The sequence below is a fragment of the Streptomyces sp. NPDC056347 genome (assembly GCF_042262625.1).
In the GTDB taxonomy this organism is placed as follows: Bacteria; Actinomycetota; Actinomycetes; order Streptomycetales; family Streptomycetaceae; genus Streptomyces.
Genome location: NZ_JBHJQP010000055.1, coordinates 1 through 20,833 on the forward strand (window position 1 = coordinate 1; position 20,833 = coordinate 20,833).

Here is a 20,833-nt window from a genome sequence, read left to right on the forward strand (position 1 = left end):
GTTGATAGGCCAGATGTGGAAGCCCGGTGACGGGTGGAGCTGACTGGTACTAATAGGCCGAGGGCTTGTCCTCAGTTGCTCGCGTCCACTGTGTTTGTTCTGAAATAACGAACTGCCGTGTTGTTGTCCGGTGTTGGTTAATTTCATAGTGTTTCGGTGGTCATTGCGTTAGGGAAACGCCCGGTTACATTCCGAACCCGGAAGCTAAGCCTTTCAGCGCCGATGGTACTGCAGGGGGGACCCTGTGGGAGAGTAGGACGCCGCCGAACTCCTTTTGTGAATGAGCCCCGTGTCCGTCAGGACACGGGGCTTTTTCGCGTTTACCGGGCATGCATTGTCACCCCTGTGCAACCGGCAGCAGTGGCTGAGGGTAGGGTCAGGGGGCATCATTGGCACTTTCTTCACAGGAGGCCCCCGGGTGGAGGTCCAGGAGACTCGGGTTCAGACGGACCGGGTACTCACCATCCCCAACATCCTCAGCATGGCTCGCCTTGTCGGCGTTCCGCTCTTCCTGTGGCTGATTCTTCGCCCCGTGTTCGGTGGACCGCAGAGCGACGGCTGGGCTCTGCTGGTGTTGATGTTCAGCGGCATCAGCGATTACCTCGACGGTAAGCTCGCCCGCCGGTGGAACCAGATCAGCAGCCTCGGCCGGCTTCTCGATCCCGCTGCGGACCGCCTCTACATCCTTTCGACTCTCGTCGGCCTGACCTGGCGCGAGATCCTGCCACTCTGGCTCACCGCAGTACTGCTGGCCCGCGAGCTGATGCTCCTCCTGATGGTTGCAATCCTGCGGCGTCACGGCTATCCGCCACCGCAGGTGAACTTCCTGGGCAAGGCCGCCACGTTCAACCTGATGTACGCGTTCCCCTTGTTGCTGCTCAGCGACGGAAGTGGTTGGCTGGCATCGCTGGCCGCTATTTTCGGATGGGCGTTCGCAGGTTGGGGTACAACGCTCTATTGGTGGGCAGGGATCCTCTACGTGGTTCAGGTCCGCCGGCTCGTCAAGGCGGACGCAGAAGCCGATTGAGCTCGTTGCCGCGGTGCCGCGCAGTGTGGCCGGCCCGCCGCTGATGATCCGCATGGTGCCCTGACGGGCGAAGTCGGCTAGACCGTCGTCTCTTCAAGGAGGACGTTTCCGACATGAAGGCCGTCGTGATGGCTGGTGGCGAAGGCACACGTCTTCGCCCGATGACCTCAAGCATGCCCAAGCCCCTTCTGCCCGTCGCCAATCGGCCGATCATGGAGCACGTGCTTCGGCTGCTCAAGCGTCATGGGCTGAACGAGACCGTCGTAACGGTCCAGTTTCTTGCCTCGCTGGTCAAGAACTACTTCGGGGACGGCGAGGAGCTCGGGATGGAGCTCAGCTATGCCAACGAGGAGAAGCCGCTCGGCACCGCCGGGAGTGTGAAGAATGCCGAAGAGGCACTGAAGGACGATACATTCCTGGTCATTTCCGGGGATGCGCTCACCGACTTCGACCTCACTGATCTCATCGCCTTCCACAAGGAAAAGGGCGGTCTGGTCACGGTGTGCCTGACCCGTGTGCCGAACCCACTGGAATTCGGCATCACGATTGTCGACGAGGGCGGCCAGGTCGAGCGCTTCCTGGAGAAACCCACCTGGGGTCAGGTCTTCTCGGACACCGTGAATACCGGCATCTACGTCATGGAGCCCGAGGTATTCGACTATGTCGCAGCCGATGTGTCGGTGGACTGGTCGGGTGACGTCTTCCCCCAGCTCATGAAGGAGGGCAAGCCCATCTACGGCTACATCGCCGAGGGCTACTGGGAGGACGTCGGCACACACGAGAGCTATGTGAAGGCGCAGGCCGACGTACTGGAACGCAAGGTCGACGTCGACATCGACGGCTTCGAGATCTCGCCGGGCGTATGGGTCGCGGAAGGCGCGGAAGTACACCCCGACGCGGTGCTCCGCGGGCCGCTCTACATCGGTGACTACGCAAAGGTCGAAGCCGGTGCCGAGGTCCGCGAGCACACGGTCATCGGGTCGAATGTAGTGGTCAAGAGCGGTGCGTTCCTGCACAAGGCAGTGATCCACGACAACGTCTATATCGGCCAGCACAGCAATCTGCGTGGGTGCGTGATCGGCAAGAACACCGACGTCATGGGTGCGGCACGCATCGAGGACGGCGCCGTCATCGGCGACGAGTGTCTGATCGGCGAGGAATCGATCATTCAGGGCAATGTCCGGGTCTATCCGTTCAAGACCATCGAGGCCGGTGCCTTCGTCAATACCTCGGTGATCTGGGAATCGCGTGGGCAGGCACATCTCTTCGGTGCCCGAGGGGTGTCCGGAATCCTGAACGTCGAGATCACCCCGGAACTCGCGGTCAGACTCGCCGGGGCGTACGCCACCACCCTCAAGAAGGGGGCGACGGTCACCACCGCTCGCGACCACTCCCGCGGTGCCCGCGCCCTGAAGCGCGCAGTGATCTCCGCCCTCCAGGCCAGTGCCATCGACGTACGGGACCTGGAGAACGTGCCCCTGCCCGTCGCCCGTCAGCAGACCGCACGCGGCAGCGCGGGCGGGATCATGATCCGCACCTCTCCCGGTGTGCCCGACTCCGTCGACATCATGTTCATCGACGAACGGGGAGCGGACCTGTCACAGGCCCGCCAGCGGAAGCTGGACCGGGTCTACGCACGTCAGGAATACCGCCGGGCCTTCCCGGGTGAGATCGGGGACCTGCACTTCCCGTCCAGCGTCTTCGACTCGTACACCGGATCACTGCTGCGGAACGTCGACACCTCGGGCATCGCCGACGCGGGCCTCAAGGTCGTCGTCGACGCGTCCAACGGGAGCGCCGGGCTCGTACTGCCCAGTCTGCTCGGGCGGCTCGGGGTCGACTCGCTCACGATCAATCCCGGCCTTGACGAATCGCGGCCCACCGAGACGGCCGAGGGGCGGCGCTCCGGGATGGTGCGGCTCGGCGAGATCGTGGCTTCGGCAGGGGCTTCGTTCGGTGTGCGGTTCGACCCGGTGGGGGAACGGCTCTCCCTGGTCGACGAGCGAGGGCGGATCATCGAGGACGACCGGGCGCTCCTGGTGATGCTCGACCTCGTCGCCGCCGAGCGGCGCAGCGGACGGGTGGCCCTGCCCGTCACCACGACACGCGTCGCCGAGCAGGTGGCGGCCTACCACGGCACGCAGGTCGAATGGACGACCACGTCGCCGGACGACCTGACGCGGGTGGGCAGTGAGGAAGGCACCATCTTCGGTGGAGACGGGCGCGGCGGCTTCATCGTTCCCGAATTCAGCAGTGTCTTCGACGGATCGGCCGCCTTCGTGCGGCTCCTCGGTTTGGTGGCCCGGACCCAGCTCACCCTCAGCCAGATCGATGCCCGCATTCCCCGTGCCCATGTCCTGCCCCGTGACCTGCCCACCCCGTGGGCCGTCAAGGGCCTGGTGATGCGACGGGTCGTGGAGGCCGCCGGGGACCGCAGCGTCGACACGACGGACGGCGTACGGGTCGTCGAGGCCGACGGACGGTGGGTGATGGTGCTGCCGGACCCGGCCGAGGCCGTCACCCATCTGTGGGCCGAGGGACCGGACGACGCCTCCGCACAGGCACTGCTGGACGAGTGGGCGGCCGTGGTGGAGGGCGCGGGGCGCTGACACCGCCACCGGTGTGCCCCGCGGCGGTCACGTACGACCGCGGGGTCACCGGTGGGGCCATTCGGCGGTAGCCGCGGCGACGTGCGACGATGTGCGGCATGTCGCAGCAGCCCCCCGATCGGAGTACCGCCTCGCCGCCCGCGCGTCCTGACGCCTCCATGTCGCTGCTGACCAATGTGATGGATCACAGCCTCGACGACGGATACGCCGAGGCGTCGGCACGCCGGCAGGCCGACGGGACCGCGGGCCTGCCCCGTACGCTCAAGTCGAAGCTCGGGCTCGCCGCCTGTCTGGTGCTCGCCGCGCTCGTCGTGACGCTCGGGGCCGCGGAGGCGCGGGTCTCGGCACCGGTCCTCGCCAAGGAACGCCAGGAGCTGATCGGGCGCATCGACGACGAGACCGCCGCCGCCGACACCCTCGAGGCGGAGGTGGACAAGCTCCGCGACGACGTCGGCAGGCGCCAGCGCAAGGCCCTGGAGAAGCACGGTGGGGACCAGGGGGAGCGGGTGGCGCTGCTCGCCGGGGCGACCCCGGTGGAGGGCCCCGGCGTCAAGCTCGTCGTCGACGACGCCAAGGACACCGACCAGGGCGGTGGCGGTCCGCGGGAGACCAGCGGATTCGCCGACACGGGACGGGTCCGTGACCGGGACCTCCAGCGGGTCGTCAACGGGCTGTGGCAGTCCGGGGCGGAGGCGATCGCGATCAACGGCCAGCGACTGACCGCCCTGTCGGCGATCCGTGCCGCGGGCGACGCCATACTGGTCGACAACAGGCCGCTGGTGCCGCCCTACACAGTGCTGGCGGTGGGGAACGGGAAACAGCTCGCCGCGGCCTTCCAGGACAGTGCCGACGGGCAGTACCTGCAAGCGCTGAAGGACACTTTCGACATCCGGACGAGCCTGTCGGTCCAGGAGAAGGTCAGCCTTCCGGTCGCACCGAGCCTGATCGTACGTACAGCAGAGCCTTATCGGGCCGCAGACACCGGCAGTGGTGCGGCAGACACAGGGAAGGGCACATCGTGATCGCCGTACTGGGCCTCGTCGTGGGCGTCGTGGTCGGGCTGTTGGTCCGGCCCGAGGTGCCGGCCGTGGTCGAGCCGTATCTCCCGATCGCCGTCGTGGCGGCACTCGACGCCGTATTCGGCGGCCTGCGGGCCATGCTCGACGGGATCTTCGTCGACAAGGTCTTCGTCGTGTCGTTCCTCTCGAACGTCGTGGTCGCCGCCCTCATCGTGTTCCTGGGCGACAAGCTGGGCGTCGGCGCGCAGCTGTCCACGGGTGTGGTGGTCGTGCTCGGGATCAGGATCTTCTCCAACGCCGCGGCCATCCGCCGGCACGTCTTCCGGGCCTGACGCCGATGAGCAACGAAGAACTTCCCGACGGCCCCGAGCGGGCCGAGGAGCCGGCACCGGGCCCCGCCGAGGAAATCACCGGCCGTCAGCGCCTGATCGCCGGTCTCTGGCCGCCGCGGGTGACCCGGGCTCAACTGACCGTCGCGGTACTGCTGTTCGTCCTCGGTCTCGGGCTGGCCATCCAGGTGCGGTCCACCAGCGACAACAGCGCGCTGCGCGGCGCCCGGCAGGAGGACCTGGTCCGCATCCTCGACGAGCTGGACGACCGGACGCAGCGTCTGGAGGACGAGAAGCAGCGGCTGGCAGCTCAGCGCACGGAGCTGGAGAACAGCTCCGACCAGGCCGAGGAGGCGCGCAAGCAGACGGTCGAGAAGGAACGCCAGCTGGGTATCCTCGCGGGCACCGTGGCGGCTCACGGGCCCGGGATCACGCTCACCGTCCATGACCCCGGGGACGGCGTGAAGGCGGACATGCTGCTGGACGCGCTCCAGGAGCTGCGTGCGGCGGGCGCCGAGGCGATCGAGGTCAACGGGGTGCGTGTGGTGGCCAACACCTACTTCTCCGGCGACGGCGGCAATGTGAGCGTCGACGACCGTAAGATCACTGAGCCGTACGTCTTCAAGGTGATCGGCAAACCCCAGGACCTGGAGCCGGCGCTGAACATTCCGGGCGGGGTGGTGCAGACGCTGGAGAAGGAGCAGGCCACCGTGCAGGTCGCGCAGGCCGACGACATTGTCGTGGATGCCTTGCGACCAGCGGAGCAGCCTGACTACGCTCGGTCGTCGTCACCGTGACATCGCGGCGCGGAAGGGTCGAAGGACACGGGCGCGAGGTTGCGGGGGGTCGCCGCATCGGATTGGCGGTGCGTGGTGGAAACTGTCGGGTGGATACGGACGTTGTGAAGATGTCCGGGTCGGCAGGTGTGTTCATTCAGGGTTCGTCCTGCCCCACGGGCGGGTCTATTTCGGTCAAGGGGAATCGCCCGTGAAGTTGTTTGGGAAGTTGTTCGGCAAGAGCGCTCGAGACGAGGCCGCCCGCCATCGCGCACCGCGCCATGGCCAGGCGGAGGAGCAGGGTTCGGAACGCCCGCTCTTCCGTGATCAGGTGGCGGGTACGGGCAGTGACAATTCGGGAGCAACCGGCGCGTCGTCTGTTGACCCTGCCGGCGCCGCCCGCATAGGTTTCGGGGAATCGTCGGGCTCGGGCGGAGGGTTCGCCCCCAGGCAGGAGGGTTCGTCCATGCCGGTCTGTCCGAGGTGCGGCCATCGCAATTCCGAGGCCGGCCGCTTCTGCTCCAACTGCGGTGCGCCGCTGAAGGGCGGTATTCCGGAGCGTGCCTCGGAGACGACGTCGACGATCTCCATCTCCGGCCTTGAGGCGTACGACGCGGAGGCCACCGGCCAGACCGCCATCCCGTCCCTCTCGCCCGAGGCGCAGGCCGCCGTCGAGGCGCTGCCGCTCGGCTCGGCGCTCCTCGTGGTGCGCCGTGGTCCGAATTCCGGCAGTCGTTTCCTGCTGGACGGTGAGGTGACCACGGCGGGCCGTCACCCGCAGAGCGACATCTTCCTCGATGACGTGACGGTGTCGCGTCGCCACGTGGAGTTCCACCGGGGCGCCGACGGCAGCTTCACGGTCGGGGACGTCGGCAGTCTCAACGGCACCTACGTCAATCGTGAGCGCATCGACTCCGTCGCCCTGTCGAATGGCGACGAAGTGCAGATCGGCAAGTACCGGCTGGTCTTCTACGCGAGCCAGCGCGGTATCTGACCCGTCAGGGAAGGTCCATGCTCAGAACACCGACGGGCGGTGCCGTGACCGGCACCGCCACCGGCGACGACCGCCCGATGAGCATCGGTACGGTGCTGCTGCGGCTGCGGGAAGAGTTTCCCGAGGTCACGATCTCCAAGATCCGTTTCCTGGAGGCCGAGGGGCTCGTCGAGCCGCAGCGGACTCCTTCGGGCTATCGCAAGTTCCGCGGTGCCGATGTGGAGCGGCTGGCCCAGGTGCTGCGCATGCAGCGGGACCACTACCTGCCGTTGAAGGTCATCCGCGAGCATCTGGATGCCCTCGCCCGTGGTGAACAGGCCGCCCTGCCGTCCGGGGGCGGCCCGCGGGACCTGGCCGACGGGGCGGAGGCCGGACGGCCCACCGCCGCCCGGATCGGCCGTGCCGAGCTGCTGGCCGCCGCCGAGGCGACGGAGAGCGAGCTCGACGAGTGGGAGTCGTACGGTCTGGTCACCCCGACCCCGGAGGGCGGCTACGACGCCGAGGCGGTCACCGTCGCCAAGCTTGTGGCGGATCTGGGCAGGTTCGGTCTCGAGCCGCGTCACCTGCGTGCCATGCGGTCGGCTGCGGATCGTGAGGTCGGGCTCATCGAGCAGGTGGTCGCGCCCTTGCGCAGACATCGGAATCCGCAGACCAGAGCCCATGCGGAGGCCACCGCGAAAGAGCTTGCGGAGCTGTCCGTGCGGCTCCATTCGGCCTTTGTGCAGAGCGCTCTGCACGTCCGGCTCCACTGATCACGCCGGTGCCCGACTACCCAAACCTGCCAAGCACGTCCTAGGGTTGCTGTGTGAACGAGCTCGACGTTGTGGGTGTCCGGGTGGAAATGCCCTCGAACCAACCGATCGTGCTCCTGCGTGAAGTGGGAGGCGACCGGTTCCTCCCCATTTGGATCGGTCCCGGGGAGGCGACCGCGATCGCCTTCGCCCAGCAGGGCATGGCACCGGCCAGGCCGCTGACCCATGATCTCTTCAAGGACGTGCTCGAGGCCGTGGGCCAGGAGCTCACCGAGGTCCGCATCACGGACCTCCGCGAAGGGGTCTTCTACGCGGAGCTGGTCTTCGCCAGCGGGGTCGAGGTGAGCGCGCGGCCGTCCGACGCCATAGCGCTCGCCCTGCGCACCGGAACGCCGATCTACGGCAGCGACGGGGTGCTCGACGACGCAGGCATCGCGATTCCGGACGAGCAGGAGGACGAGGTGGAGAAGTTCCGCGAGTTCCTCGACCAGATCTCCCCGGAAGACTTCGGTACCAACAGCCAGTGACCGTCCCGCAGGGCTGCCGCCAGCACATCCGACAAGCCTTTCCCGCTTGCGAGGCGGGGGAAACCACCCTCGGGGTGATTATCACTCGGCGTGCCGAGTGTGGCGATCGTTGACGCACCCCGAGTGACTGCCTACCTTCGAGAGGGCAGGTCAAGGACGGAGGTCGGCGTGAGAAGCAGCGGCGACGGTACGGCAGCGGGTGCGCCGTGTCCGCAGCAGGGGAGTACAGCCGACCACACCATCGTGCAACCGGTTCATCCGGCGGTGGCGGGGGGCGCAGTGGCATCGGCCAACGACATCGGCTACCGCGGGCCGACCGCCTGCGCGGCCGCCGGGATCACCTACCGGCAGCTGGACTACTGGGCGCGCACGGGGCTGGTGGAACCGAGCGTGCGCCCCGCGTACGGCTCCGGCACGCAGCGGCTCTACAGCTTCCGGGACGTCGTCCTGCTGAAGATCGTGAAGCGGTTCCTGGACACCGGCGTGGCGCTGCAGAACATCCGCACCACGGTGCAGCACCTGCGAGCCCGCGGGTTCCAGGATCTCGAGCGGATGACGCTGATGAGCGACGGGGCGACGGTCTACGAATGCTCCTCGCCCGACGAGGTCGTCAGCCTCCTCCAGGGCGGCCAAGGGGTCTTCGGCATCGCCGTGGGCGTGGTGTGGCAGGACGTCGACGCCGCGCTGTCGCAGCTGCACGGCGAGCGGGTGGACACCGGCGAGACCCTCGTCGGGAACAACCCCGCCGACGAGCTGGCGCGACGCCGCAACCGGGCCGGCTGATCCGGCCGTGCGGCGACTGTCAGTGCCGTAGGGCAGCATCGGTGGGTGTGAGAGCCGCACCCACCATCCTCCATCTCGACATGGATGCCTTCTACGCCTCGGCCGAGCAGGCGGCCAAGCCGAGCCTGCGCGGCAAGCCGGTCGTGGTGGGCGGGCTGGGGCCGCGCGGGGTCGTCGCCACCGCGTCGTACGAGGCGCGGCGCTTCGGGGTGCACTCCGCCATGCCGATGGCGCAGGCGCGGCGGCTCGCGCCCAACGCGGCCTATCTGGTGCCCCGCTTCCAGCTGTACCGGGCGGTGAGCGATCAGGTGATGGAGCTGCTCGCGCGGCTCTCCCCGCTGGTGGAGCCGCTCAGCCTGGACGAGGCCTTCGTGGACCTGGAGGCCGGCGGGACGGCCGACGACACGGCCTCGGCGCTGGAGATCGGCGAGCGGCTGCGTGCGGCCATCAGGGCGGTCACCGGGCTCACCGGCTCGGTGGGGCTCGCCGGCTCCAAGATGCTGGCCAAGATCGCTTCGGAGGAGGCCAAGCCCGACGGGCTGCGGCTGATAGTCCCCGGCACGGAGCGCGCGCTGCTCGCGCCGAAGTCGGTGCGGATCCTTCCCGGGGTGGGGCCCGCGACGGCGGACCATCTGCGCCGAGCCGGGATGACCACGGTCGATGACCTGGCCGAGGCCGGTGAGGACGAGCTCGTACGCCTGCTCGGCAAGGCCCACGGCGGCTCGCTGCATCGGATGGCCCTCGGCCACGACGACCGGCCGGTGGTCGCGGAGCGGGACGCGAAATCGGTGTCGGTGGAGGACACCTTCGACGCCGATCTCCACGACCGGATCCGGATCCGGTCGGAGGTCGAGCGGCTGGCCGACCGGTGCGTCGGGCGGCTGCGGGGCGCGGGGCGGTCCGGGCGCACGGTGGTGCTGAAGGTGCGCCGCTACGACTTCTCGACGCTCACCCGGTCCGAGACGCTCCGCGGCCCCACGGACGACCCCGTGGTGGTCCGTGAGGCCGCCGCACGGCTCCTTGAGGCCGTGGATACCACCGGGGGCGTCCGGCTCCTCGGTGTGGGCGTCTCGGGGCTCGCCGACTACACGCAGGAGGATCTCTTCGCCCAGGCCGCCGAGGAGCGGGCGGCGGCCGGGGAACAGGCGAAGGAGCCGTCGGCACCGGGGCTCGTCGACGACGGCGCCGAGCCGCCGGACGAGTCCGGGGCGAAGCCACCGGAGACGGAGACCGCCGAACTGCGCGCGGCCCGGCACTGGTCCGCCGGACACGACGTGCACCACACCGCCTACGGACATGGCTGGGTGCAGGGCAGCGGTGTCGGCCGGGTGACCGTGCGGTTCGAGGAGCCCGAGTCGGCGCCCGGCCGGGTGCGCACCTTCCGGGTGGACGATCCGCAGCTGCGGCCGGCCGACCCGCTGCCCCTGGTGCGCAATCCGCCGGACTACTCGTCCTGGCCGGCCAGCCTGCCGAAGTCCCGGTCCGGGGGGACGTCCCCGGGCGGGGAGTCGAGTCCGTAATGGCGGTAGAGCTGGAGTTCCTGCTCCGGTGAGAGGTGGCGGCCCACGCCGAAGTCGGGCGCGTCCTTGATCAGGGCCCGGTCGAAGGGGACGCGGAGCGTGTCCTCCACGAATTCACTGGGTTCCAGCGGCACGAACGCGTCCCGGCTGAAGAGCCCGGTACGTACGGCGGCCCACTCGGGGACCCCGGTCGCGTCGTCGAGGTACACCTCGTCGACGGTCCCGATCCTGGTGCCCTTGCGGTCGAATGCCTTGCGGCCGATCAGGCTGCGCGGATCGATGTCGGTCTGCACGATCCCTCCCACTGGTCGCGGCTACTCCACAAGCACTACAAAAGGGCAGATCCGGGTGGTTGGCCACTCGAGAAATCGGCCATGAACCCCGCTGGTAGGCTGGTCATGGCCGCTGACCCCGTGCGGGAGAGTCCTTCGGAGCTGATCCGGAGGGCGCCGAAGGAGCAAATCCTCCCCGGAATCTCTCAGGCCCCCGTACCGCACGGACGAGGTCACTCTGGAAAGCAGGGCGGGTTTCGTGCGGCCGGGTGCCGGTACGAGTCCCTACCTCACCGACGGTGAAAGCCGGCACGCCCCAGGGCGCGCCGGTGAAGCTCTCAGGTTGAGATGACAGAGGGGGAGGCCGTTCGGGCACCCGCGCCGAGGTGCCCCTCGCAGGTCGTGACAGACCAGGAGGCCTCCACCATGACCCCCCGCCGCACTCCGCTCTCCCAGCTGGAGCAGGGCATTCCGTTCGAGCAGCGCCACATCGGACCCGATGCCGAGGCGCAGTCGAAGATGCTCGCCCAGGTCGGTTACGGCTCGCTGGACGAGCTCACCGCGGCCGCGGTGCCCGATGTCATCAAGAGCACGGAGGCTCTCGGGCTGCCGTCCGCGCGCACCGAGGCCGAGGTACTCGCCGAGCTGCGTGACCTCGCGGACCGCAACCAGGTGCTGAGCCCGATGATCGGCCTCGGCTACTACGGCACCTTCACCCCGCCGGTGATCCTGCGCAACGTCATGGAGAACCCCGCCTGGTACACGGCCTACACGCCCTACCAGCCGGAGATCTCGCAGGGCCGTCTGGAGGCCCTGCTGAACTTCCAGACGATGGTCGCCGACCTGACCGGACTGCCCACCTCCGGCGCCTCCCTGCTCGACGAGGGCACCGCGGCCGCCGAGGCCATGGCGCTGTCCCGGCGCGTCGGAAAGGTCAAGAACGGCGTCTTCCTGGTCGACGCCGACGCCCTGCCGCAGACCGTCGCCGTCATCGGGACCCGTGCCGAGCCGACCGGTGTCGAGGTCGTCGTCGCCGATCTGTCCGAGGGCATCCCGGCCGAGCTCGCCGAGCGCGGTGTCTTCGGCGTCCTGCTGCAGTACCCCGGCGCGTCCGGCGAGGTCCGCCACATCGGCTCCGTCATCGAGCAGGCCCACGAACTGGGCGCGATCGTCACGGTCGCCGCCGATCTGCTGGCCCTGACCCTGCTCACCTCTCCTGGCGAGCTGGGCGCGGACATCGCCATCGGCACCACGCAGCGCTTCGGCGTCCCGATGGGCTTCGGCGGCCCGCACGCCGGATACATGGCCGTCCGCGAGAAGTTCGCCCGCAGCCTGCCCGGCCGCCTCGTCGGTGTCTCCGTCGACGCGGACGGCAACAAGGCCTACCGGCTGGCCCTGCAGACGCGTGAGCAGCACATCCGCCGCGAGAAGGCCACCAGCAACATCTGCACCGCCCAGGTGCTGCTCGCCGTCATGGCCGGGATGTACGCCGTCTACCACGGCCCGGACGGGCTGCGGACGATCGCCCGGCGTACCCACCGCTACGCCGCGATCCTGGCCGAGGGCCTGCGCGCCGCCGGTGTCGACGTGGTGACCGGCGCCCACTTCGACACCCTCACCGTGCGCGTCCCGGGCAAGGCGGCCGAGGTCGTCGCCGAGGCCCGCGAGCGCGGGGTCAACCTGCGCCTGGTCGACGCCGACCTGGTCTCCGTCGCCTGTGACGAGACGACCACCCGGACGCAGATCGCCGCCGTCTGGGCCGCCTTCGGAACCGAGGGCGACATCGAGGCGCTGGACGCCACCGTCGCCGACGCGCTGCCCGAGGGACTGCTGCGCACCGATGCGGTCCTCACGCACCCGGTCTTCCACCAGCACCGCTCCGAGACCGCGATGCTGCGCTACCTGCGCCGCCTCGCCGACCGGGACTACGCGCTGGACCGCGGCATGATCCCGCTCGGCTCCTGCACCATGAAGCTGAACGCGACCACCGAGATGGAGCCGATCACCTGGCCCGAGTTCGGCGCGCTGCACCCCTTCGCCCCGGCCGAGCAGGCGGAGGGCTTCCTCACCCTCATCCGTGAGCTGGAGGAGCGCCTGGCCGAGGTCACCGGCTACGACGCGGTGTCGATCCAGCCGAACGCGGGCTCGCAGGGCGAGTTCGCCGGTCTCCTGGCCGTACGGGCGTACCACCGGGCCAACGGCGACGAGCAGCGCACCGTCTGTCTCATCCCGTCCTCCGCGCACGGCACCAACGCGGCCAGCGCCGTGATGGCCGGGATGAAGGTCGTCGTGGTGAAGACCGCCGACGACGGGGAGGTGGACGTCGAGGACCTGCGGGCCAAGATCGAGAAGCACCGCGACGAGCTCGCCGTCCTCATGATCACGTACCCGTCGACGCACGGTGTGTTCGAGGAGCACGTCGCCGACATCTGTGCCGAGGTGCACGACGCGGGTGGCCAGGTGTACGTCGACGGCGCCAACCTCAACGCGCTGGTCGGCCTCGCCCGGCCGGGCCGGTTCGGCGGCGACGTCTCGCACCTGAACCTGCACAAGACCTTCTGCATCCCGCACGGCGGCGGCGGCCCCGGTGTCGGCCCGGTCGGTGTGCGCGCGCACCTCGCCCCGTACCTGCCGAACCACCCGCTCCAGCCCACGGCGGGCCCCGAGACGGGTGTCGGGCCGATCTCGGCCGCTCCGTGGGGCTCGGCCGGGATCCTCCCGATCTCCTGGGCGTACGTACGCCTGATGGGCGGGGAGGGCCTGAAGCGGGCGACGCAGGTCGCGGTGCTCGCGGCCAACTACATCGCCAAGCGTCTTGAGCCGCACTACCCGATCCTGTACACCGGACCGGCCGGGCTGGTCGCGCACGAGTGCATCGTGGACCTGCGGCCGATCTCCAAGGCCACCGGCGTCAGCGTCGACGACATCGCCAAGCGGCTGATCGACTACGGCTTCCACGCGCCGACGATGTCGTTCCCGGTCGCGGGGACGCTGATGATCGAGCCGACGGAGAGCGAGGACCTCGCGGAGCTGGACCGTTTCTGCGACACGATGATCGCCATCCGTGGCGAGGTCGAGAAGGTGGCCTCCGGCGAGTGGAGCGCGGACGACAACCCGCTGCGCAACGCTCCGCACACCGCGGCGATGGCCGGCGGGGAGTGGGAGCACACCTACAGCCGCGAGACGGCCGTCTTCCCGGCCGGTGTCGTGGCCGCGGACAAGTACTGGCCGCCGGTGCGCCGGATCGACGGCGCCTTCGGCGACCGTAACCTCGTCTGCTCCTGCCCGCCGCTGGACGAGTACGACAACTGACGCGTGAGCGTCACTGTGTGAGGCGGACGTGCGCCGGGGCCGGTTCGGAGGATTCTCCGGGCCGGCCCCTGTTCGTCTGCGGCCGCGGTCAGGCGGCCTTCATCACCCGGCCGGTCGCCAGCGGCCGGTGCGGGGCGATGATCTGACCGTCCGGGAGCAGCTCGCCGGTGTCCTCGAAGAGCAGGACGCCGTTGCACAGCAGGCTCCAGCCCTGTTCCGGGTGGTGCGCCGTCAGGCGGGCGGCCTCCCGGTCGGCTGAGTCGGCGGTCGGGCATGGTGGCTGATGTTGACACATGGCTGGGTTCTCTCGCTGCGTTGTAGTGAATGTGCTGCGGCTGGACGAGGTGTTCATGGCCGCCCCCCGTATCGATAGGTCCGGTCCCAGTGTTGCCCCACGGGCGTCAATCCGCAGGGATTTCGGACCAGCACTTCTCCTTACCCGAAGGACGTGTCACCCGCGCGGACGGTTCATCGCAACTGCACTGTCATTTCGGGTGGTTCGGGGTGGCCATTACGGGCTAGTCCGGATGGGCGGGAAGTGCGCCTCCCGGGCGTGGCGGCTCTTCGGCCGGGACCGGGAGGACGCGCCCGGCAGCACCGTGCCCCGTCACCGGGGGCGGCGACGGGGCACGGACGGCCGGAGCGGGCCGGGGGCTCAGGCCGGGGAGCCGAGCAGGGGGCCCGGGTCGGGCGGGATGCGCAGCGTCATCACGCGGAGCAGGTCGGCCACCCGGTGCGGCCGGTGTGCGGCGATGCCCGGCGGGGCGGGGGCCAGCGGGACGAGGAGGTCGGCGGGGGCGAGCGCTCCGTCGGCGGCGTCCGCCTCGGCGTCGCCGTGCAGCCACAGCGCCAGCATGTACAGCTCCGGGACGGACAGCAGCCGCGGCTGGTAGTGCGGTGTCACCGCCTCGGCCTGGCGCAGTGCGAGCTCGGTCGAGGCGATGTAAGGACCCTCGAAGAAGTGCGAGAAGGCCCAGCCGTCCGCGGTGAGCATGGTCTCCGCCGCCGCGACGGCCCGCTCCGCGTCGCGGATCAGGAACCGCCATCCGGTGAGCCGGGTGGCCGGGGCCGGAGTGTTCGGACCGATCCGCTCCAGCACGTGGACGGGGAGCGGGAGTTCAGGGATGAGCGGTCCCTGGGCGGACCGGAGGGCGGGGGTGCGGGCTTCGCGTACCGCGGTGGGTGAACCGAGTGCCGCGAGAACGCTGCGCAGAGCGGGCGCGGGAGCCGGGAAGACATGCAGCGGCATAGTGGGTCGCCTCTCGCTTCGGAGACACGGTGGTGCGCGGGCGGATGCAGACGGCGCTGTCGGCATGCGGGGCCAGAGGGGCCGGTGACCGAGCGGCTACGTCAACTCTCTGCCTCGTCCGCGGAGTTTATACGAAATGTGTTCATGCGGTGTTTCCACTAGCCGTTGCGGGTGCTGCGGGCAAGGCGGTATCAAGACTTTATTATGCGGAGAAACTGATGATTCCGTTTCGGTGGCACAGTCACTGCCTGGGGACTTTCCCATGACGTGGACGGCTGAAACACGTCGGCTTTTCAGGACTCATCGACCGGCAATCGCATCCCGCATCATGCCATTGGAATGTGCCCGGAGCGACTGTTCTCAGACTAGTGGGTCGGTGGCCTTCTCGTGGGCGTTATGGATCACCCCGCCTGGGCATTATCGATCCTGATGCGAGCGGTCTGGCCGCGGGCCGCCCACCGAGGGAGGGACGCTTCGATGGGGGAGAAGGTCGTGGCGGGCGCCTTTGACCTGTCCGATCGGCAGAGGTACCGGAAGAAGCTCCACGAGTGTCTGGAGGGGCTGGAGCGACTTCTTGTGGAGCAACGGTTCGATCGGCCGCGCAACCTCATGGGCGTGGAGATCGAACTCAATCTCGCGGGTGCCGACGGCATGCCGAAGATGATGAATGGAGAGGTCCTTCCGCGCATCGCCAGCCGCGATTTCCAGATGGAACTCGGGATGTTCAATCTGGAGGTGAACATAGTCCCGCACCGCTTGGGGGGACGGGTTCTGGATCAGCTGGCCGAAGAGCTCAGGGCTGGACTCGGATATGCCCACCGGAAGGCGGGTGAGGTCGATGCCGGGCTCATGATGATCGGAATTCTTCCCACGCTGCGCCGTGAGGATCTCGTGCTCTCCAGTCTCTCGGACGCGGAACGCTACACCTTGCTGAACGATCAGATGGTGGCTGCCCGCGGCGAGGTCTTCGCCCTCGACATCCAGGGCGTGGAGCGGCTGGTCTCCACCTCCGCCTCGATCGCCCCCGAGGCCGCCTGTACCTCGGTCCAGTTCCACCTCCAGGTGACGCCCGCGCGGTTCGCCGCCGTGTGGAACGCGGCCCAGGCGATCGCCGGTGTCCAGATCGCACTCGGTGCCAACGCGCCCTTCCTGTTCGGCCGGGAGCTCTGGCGGGAGTCGCGGCCGCCGCTCTTCCAGCAGGCCACGGACACCCGCCCGCCCGAGCTCCGCAACCAGGGGGTGCGGCCCAGGACCTGGTTCGGGGAGCGGTGGATCGGTTCGGCGTACGAGCTCTTCGAGGAGAACGTGCGCTACTTCCCGCCCCTCCTGCCCATCCACGACCAGGAGGAGCCGCTGCGCGTCCTCGACGAGGGCGGGGTGCCGCGGCTGGCGGAGCTGGTGCTCCACAACGGAACGATCTACCGCTGGAACCGGCCCGTGTACGGGCTCGTCGACGGCGTACCCCATCTGCGGGTGGAGAACCGGGTGCTGCCCGCCGGACCCACCGTCATCGACCTCATCGCCAACGCGGCGTTCTACTACGGCCTGGTGCGCGCGCTCGCCGAGGATCCCCGCCCGGTATGGAACAGGCTGCCGTTCGCAGCGGCGGAGGAGAACTTCGACACCGCCTGCCGCATGGGCATCGACGCGGAGCTGATCTGGCCGCGCCCCGGCCGCGCGGGCGGGTTCGCCCGGGTGCCCGCCGTGAAGCTCGTACGCGACGAACTGCTGCCGCTGGCCGCGGCCGGGCTCGACGCGTGGAACATCGAGCCCGCGGACCGCGACCGTTTCCTCGGCGTCATCGAGGAGCGGTGCAGACGGCGGGTGAACGGGGCGTCCTGGCAGGCGGACACCTACCACCGGGCACGGGAGGCCGGGCTGGACCGGCACGCGGCGCTGGCGGCGACCACCCGCCGGTACGCCGAACTGATGCACAGCGGTGAGCCCGTGCACACCTGGCCGACCGGCGCCCCCAAGCCGTGACGCTTCCGGGCCGCGGCCCGGAGCGGCCGACTGGTGAGGGGGCCGGGCCTTCTACCCCTGGGCGGCGTGCCCGCTCTGGCCGGCCGTCATGATGGCCTGCAGGATCACCGTCTGGATCTCGGCCGGGTCGATGACCTGGTAGCCGCCACCACCGGTCACCTTCGCCACCTCGTTCAGCTCCTCGCGATCGGCCTCGGGGCCGACCGCGATGGCGAGCAGCGGCACCGGGCGCTCCGGGTCGGCGATCCGCCTCAGCTCCGCGATCAGGGCGCTGCGGGAGATCGACAGATCGTCCTGGTTCGACCCGTCGGTGAGGATGACGACCGCGTTGAACTTGCCCTTCACATAGGTCGCCTGGGCGTCCTTGTACGAGGCCAGGATCGTGTCGTACAGCCCTGTCGCGCCGCCCGGCACCGGCTGGAGGGCGGCGAAGGCGCCGGAGAGCTTCTGGCGGTGGGTGCCGCCTCCCTTCACCGGATCGCCCAGCCGTGCCGCCGGGACCAGCCGTCGGTAGTCCCTGGTCCCGTCGAGCGAGGTGGCGAACTCCCAGAGGCCGATCTCGTCGTTCGGGGTGAACTGGTCGAGGGCCTGGATCAGGGACGCCTTGGTGACGTCCATCCGGGACTGGTTGCGTCCCGGCACGATCGTGGCCATCGAGCCCGACGCGTCGACGACCGTGGTCAGCCGGGCGCTCTGCACCGTGATCGTCCACATGCCGAGCGTCTGCTGGAGCGCCTTGGCGTCCGGGGCCTCGGCGGCGGTGGCGTACGGCTGCGGCTTCCTGCCGCCGGCCGCGGAGACCACGTCCGGCCCGGCGGCGCCGTCGGCATCCCGGAATCCGTGCTTCGCCAGGACGGCCTGCGGGCCGGGCTCGCCCAGCAGAGTCATGAAACGCACCGCCCCCCGGCTCTCCGGCGTACCCATTCCGGCGTCGTCCACCAGCGTGTACGGGTAGTTGAGGAGCGGGGCGCCGTCCTTCGGGTAGAAGACGTCGAGCCCGTCCCCGCCGGACGACGCGGCGTTGTGCGTGAAGGCGGCCTGCTCGGACAGGAGCACGGCCTGATTGCGCCGCGGATTGCCCCGCTCGGCGCCCGAATCGTTCTGCGCCAGGGTGGACAGCACCTGCGAGTCGCTGTCCGACATGCGCTGCGCCAGCAGTTTGGCGGTCGCCGCGACCCGGGTGCCGCTGTCGTCGCCCTCCTTCTCGGAGGAGGCCCCGATACTGGCGAGCGCGATCAGCGAGGCGGCGCTGCGGGCCGGATCGGCCGAGCCGAGACGCACCTTGTCCGACTCCATGACCGCGGCCGTCAGCTCCGCCCAGGTGTACTTCCTCTTCGGCCAGCCGAGGCCCTTGGCCGCGGACGGCACCATGGCGACGGCGACGGGGGAGGTGGCCACGGAGTCACCGGCCGTGACCGGGACACCGTCGCCGGTTCCCTTGGCCCGGTCGACCCAGAGGTCCGAGTCGGGCAGCCAGACCTGGAAGTCCGGCGCGCGGGTGTTGCGGGACAGGGTGTCGGCGACCTTGTACGAGTCGCGGGCCAGGACCGACACGTCCAGACAGCGGCCGTCCGTCCGTACCTCGTCCTCGCGCGCCTTGTCGGCGATGGCGCGCACGGCGGGAGCGATGTCCGGCGAGGCCACCACGGACAGACGTACGGCCGAGTCCCCACAGCTCTTCGAGAACGACAGCAGACCGCCCTGGGCCGCGACGGCCGTCCCCGCGGCGATCGCGAGGACGAGCATGGTCGCGATCACGACGGTGCGCCGTCGGCGCGGCGGCGACCGGTCCCCGCTCCCGTCGTCGGCGTAGTCGTCCGGCAAGCTGTGACGTCCCATGTCGGTGGTGCCCCTCCTTGAGGATGTACAAGGAAAAGGGGGACCGCACCAACGGCAATGGCGCTCGCCCCCCGGCCTGTCGCGCATGATCTTCGTACCTGCATTCGAGACCCTAGCCGGACGGGGAGTTGGATGGGGCGTGAATGCACAACTGAAGGCAGGTGTACAGGTGGAGGTGGGGCTTATGGCTGATTCTTTCCCTCAAAAGGCCGTGCCGCGAAGGATTCTGCGGTCCGAAACGGTCCTCGTGCTGGCTCTCTCGTTGGGTGCCAGTGGGGTGTCTGCCCTGATCAGTTTTGTCGGATCGCTAACGAAACCAGGGGGTTTGAAGGATCAGGCCGCCACTCTCAACAGTTCCTACGCTCCGGGGCGCCCATGGCTGGATCTCGCCTGGCAGCTCTTCGGCATCGCGACGGCGCTGGTGCCTGTCGCCCTGGTCGCGCACCTCCTGATCAGAGAGGGCACCGGACTGCGCGTCATCGGCTTCGACCGCACCAGGCCCTGGCCGGACCTCGGCCGCGGCGCGATGGTCGCGGCGGGCATCGGAAGCGCGGGCCTCGCCTTCTACCTGGTGGCCAGGGCCGCCGGGTTCAACCTGACCGTGGTTCCGGAATCGCTGCCCGACGTGTGGTGGAAGTTCCCGGTCCTGATCCTGTCCGCGATCCAGAACTCCGTCGTGGAGGAAGTGATCGTCGTCGGGTATCTGCTGCGCAGACTCGGACAGTTGGAGTGGTCGCCGATGGCCGCGCTGGCCGCGAGTTCGCTGCTGCGCGGCTCGTACCACCTGTACCAGGGGATCGGCGGCTTCATCGGCAACATGGTGATGGGCGTCGTCTTCGTCCTGCTGTACCGGCGCTGGGGCCGGGTCGGGCCGCTCGTCGCGGCCCACACCCTGCTCGACGTCGGCGCCTTCGTCGGGTACGCCCTGCTGGCCGGGAAGGTGGGATGGCTGCCCACGCCGTGAGCCCCGGCCGACGGTCAGGGCCCCGTGAGCAGTTCGCCGTCGATGACCGTCACGGCGCCGCCGGTCAGTAGCGTACGGTCGCCGCGCAACGTGGTGCGGACCAGGCCGGAACGGGCTGACGCCTGGAGTCCGGTCAGCTCGGTGCGGCCGAACCGGGCCGCCCAGAAGGGGGCCAGCGCGGTGTGCGCGCTGCCGGTCACCGGGTCCTCGTCGATCCCGATGCGCGGAAAGAAGCCGCGCGAGACGAAGTCGTAGCCGAGCGAGGGATCCGCGGCCGCGGCGGTGACGACGACACCGCGCCGGGAGGCCTCGGCCAGTACAGCGAGATCGGGCGACAGCGTCCGCACGGTCTCCTCGTCGGTCAGTTCGACGACCAGGTCGCCGATGTGCGGGCCGGTGTCGTGGACGGAGAGCGGCTCGGCGCCCAGCGCGGCGGCCAGCCCCGCGGGTACCGGCTCCGGGGCCAGCGGCGCGGTGGGGAAGTCGAGCGTGATGCCACCGTCCGGGTGGGCGGTCGCGGTGAGGATGCCGCACCGCGCCGAGAAGCGCACCGTGCCGCTCGCCGCTCCCGTGGTGTGCAGGACGTGCGCGGTGGCGAGCGTGGCGTGCCCGCACATGTCGACCTCCGTGGCGGGGGTGAACCAGCGCAGCGCCCAGTCCGCCTCGCCGCCCGGGGGCAACGGGTGGGTGAAGGCGGTCTCCGAGAGGTTCACCTCCGCGGCGATCCGCTGGAGCCGGCCGTCCTCGGGGACGGTGCCGGAATCCAGCACCACGACTCCCGCGGGATTGCCGGTGAAGGGACGGTCGGTGAATGTGTCGACGATTCGGATCCTCATGCCGCGACCCTAGGCACGGCGGCGATCCCGGCACCAAGGCCA

The 20,833-nt window shown here is 69.4% G+C and carries 18 protein-coding genes, 1 rRNA gene and 1 riboswitch; of the genes, 14 read left to right on the forward strand and 5 right to left on the reverse strand.

The window, feature by feature from the left end:
• The first annotated feature begins 152 nt into the window (after positions 1-152).
• The 11 genes from rrf to ACFCV8_RS15240 all read left to right on the forward strand — a co-directional run bounded on the left by rrf (position 153) and on the right by ACFCV8_RS15240 (position 10,336).
• A 5S ribosomal RNA gene (gene rrf, locus ACFCV8_RS15190) occupies positions 153-269 on the forward strand.
• Between the two features lie 149 nt (positions 270-418).
• Positions 419-1,027, forward strand: coding sequence for a CDP-alcohol phosphatidyltransferase family protein (locus tag ACFCV8_RS15195; protein ID WP_376685796.1), 609 nt, complete (start codon positions 419-421; stop codon positions 1,025-1,027).
• Positions 1,028-1,140: 113 nt separating this feature from the next.
• A complete protein-coding gene (locus ACFCV8_RS15200; protein ID WP_376685797.1) occupies positions 1,141-3,636 on the forward strand; it encodes a sugar phosphate nucleotidyltransferase in 2,496 nt (831 codons plus the stop codon).
• Positions 3,637-3,734: 98 nt separating this feature from the next.
• Entirely contained in the window at positions 3,735-4,658 is a 924-nt protein-coding gene (locus ACFCV8_RS15205; RefSeq protein ID WP_376685798.1) for a DUF881 domain-containing protein, read from the forward strand.
• Positions 4,655-4,987 (forward strand): small basic family protein, encoded by a 333-nt coding sequence (locus ACFCV8_RS15210; RefSeq protein WP_003970459.1) that lies wholly within the window; start codon positions 4,655-4,657, stop codon positions 4,985-4,987. Before ACFCV8_RS15205 ends, ACFCV8_RS15210 begins: the two co-directional genes overlap by 4 nt.
• A 5-nt stretch (positions 4,988-4,992) precedes the next feature.
• Positions 4,993-5,781, forward strand: a complete 789-nt coding sequence (locus tag ACFCV8_RS15215; protein WP_376685799.1) for a DUF881 domain-containing protein — start codon at positions 4,993-4,995, stop codon at positions 5,779-5,781.
• 190 nt (positions 5,782-5,971) lie between these two features.
• A complete protein-coding gene (locus ACFCV8_RS15220; RefSeq protein ID WP_376685800.1) occupies positions 5,972-6,754 on the forward strand; it encodes an FHA domain-containing protein in 783 nt (260 codons plus the stop codon).
• A 17-nt stretch (positions 6,755-6,771) separates the two neighbouring features.
• Entirely contained in the window at positions 6,772-7,506 is a 735-nt protein-coding gene (locus tag ACFCV8_RS15225) for a MerR family transcriptional regulator (RefSeq protein WP_376685801.1), read from the forward strand.
• Between the two features lie 53 nt (positions 7,507-7,559).
• Positions 7,560-8,033, forward strand: a complete 474-nt coding sequence (locus tag ACFCV8_RS15230; RefSeq protein WP_024493232.1) for a bifunctional nuclease family protein — start codon at positions 7,560-7,562, stop codon at positions 8,031-8,033.
• 240 nt (positions 8,034-8,273) lie between these two features.
• On the forward strand, positions 8,274-8,816 hold the full coding sequence (locus ACFCV8_RS15235) for a MerR family transcriptional regulator (protein WP_376685833.1): 543 nt from the start codon (positions 8,274-8,276) through the stop codon (positions 8,814-8,816).
• Positions 8,817-8,863: 47 nt separating this feature from the next.
• A complete protein-coding gene (locus ACFCV8_RS15240) occupies positions 8,864-10,336 on the forward strand; it encodes a DNA polymerase IV (protein WP_376685802.1) in 1,473 nt (490 codons plus the stop codon).
• On the opposite strand, the gene ACFCV8_RS15245 is transcribed toward ACFCV8_RS15240, so the two are convergent.
• The gene (locus ACFCV8_RS15245) at positions 10,261-10,629 is read right to left on the reverse strand and encodes a PRC-barrel domain-containing protein (protein ID WP_376685803.1); all 369 of its coding nucleotides are present in this window, start codon (positions 10,627-10,629) and stop codon (positions 10,261-10,263) included. The genes ACFCV8_RS15240 and ACFCV8_RS15245 overlap by 76 nt on opposite strands.
• A gap of 113 nt (positions 10,630-10,742) precedes the next feature.
• Positions 10,743-10,840: riboswitch (glycine riboswitch) on the forward strand.
• 194 nt (positions 10,841-11,034) lie between these two features.
• On the opposite strand from ACFCV8_RS15245, the gene gcvP reads away from it, so the two are divergent.
• Complete coding sequence (gene gcvP, locus ACFCV8_RS15250; protein ID WP_376685834.1) at positions 11,035-13,920, forward strand: aminomethyl-transferring glycine dehydrogenase; 2,886 nt, start codon at positions 11,035-11,037, stop codon at positions 13,918-13,920.
• A gap of 88 nt (positions 13,921-14,008) precedes the next feature.
• Here the strand turns inward: gcvP and ACFCV8_RS15255 are convergent, their stop codons facing one another.
• Positions 14,009-14,215: a DUF5999 family protein gene (locus tag ACFCV8_RS15255; RefSeq protein ID WP_376685804.1), complete on the reverse strand. Its 207-nt coding sequence runs from the start codon at positions 14,213-14,215 to the stop codon at positions 14,009-14,011.
• 360 nt (positions 14,216-14,575) lie between these two features.
• On the reverse strand, positions 14,576-15,169 hold the full coding sequence (locus ACFCV8_RS15260; protein WP_376685805.1) for a hypothetical protein: 594 nt from the start codon (positions 15,167-15,169) through the stop codon (positions 14,576-14,578).
• Positions 15,170-15,646: 477 nt separating this feature from the next.
• Between ACFCV8_RS15260 and ACFCV8_RS15265 the strand changes: the two genes are divergently transcribed.
• Complete coding sequence (locus tag ACFCV8_RS15265; RefSeq protein WP_376685806.1) at positions 15,647-17,152, forward strand: glutamate--cysteine ligase; 1,506 nt, start codon at positions 15,647-15,649, stop codon at positions 17,150-17,152.
• A gap of 51 nt (positions 17,153-17,203) precedes the next feature.
• Here the strand turns inward: ACFCV8_RS15265 and ACFCV8_RS15270 are convergent, their stop codons facing one another.
• Positions 17,204-18,991, reverse strand: a complete 1,788-nt coding sequence (locus ACFCV8_RS15270; RefSeq protein ID WP_376685807.1) for a substrate-binding domain-containing protein — start codon at positions 18,989-18,991, stop codon at positions 17,204-17,206.
• Between the two features lie 184 nt (positions 18,992-19,175).
• Between ACFCV8_RS15270 and ACFCV8_RS15275 the strand changes: the two genes are divergently transcribed.
• The gene (locus tag ACFCV8_RS15275; protein WP_376685808.1) at positions 19,176-19,955 is read left to right on the forward strand and encodes a CPBP family intramembrane glutamic endopeptidase; all 780 of its coding nucleotides are present in this window, start codon (positions 19,176-19,178) and stop codon (positions 19,953-19,955) included.
• A 14-nt stretch (positions 19,956-19,969) separates the two neighbouring features.
• On the opposite strand, the gene ACFCV8_RS15280 is transcribed toward ACFCV8_RS15275, so the two are convergent.
• Positions 19,970-20,791 carry a PhzF family phenazine biosynthesis protein gene (locus ACFCV8_RS15280; RefSeq protein WP_376685809.1) on the reverse strand — a complete coding sequence of 274 codons (822 nt, stop codon included), beginning with the start codon at positions 20,789-20,791 and terminating at the stop codon, positions 19,970-19,972.
• Between the last annotated feature and the right edge of the window lie 42 nt (positions 20,792-20,833).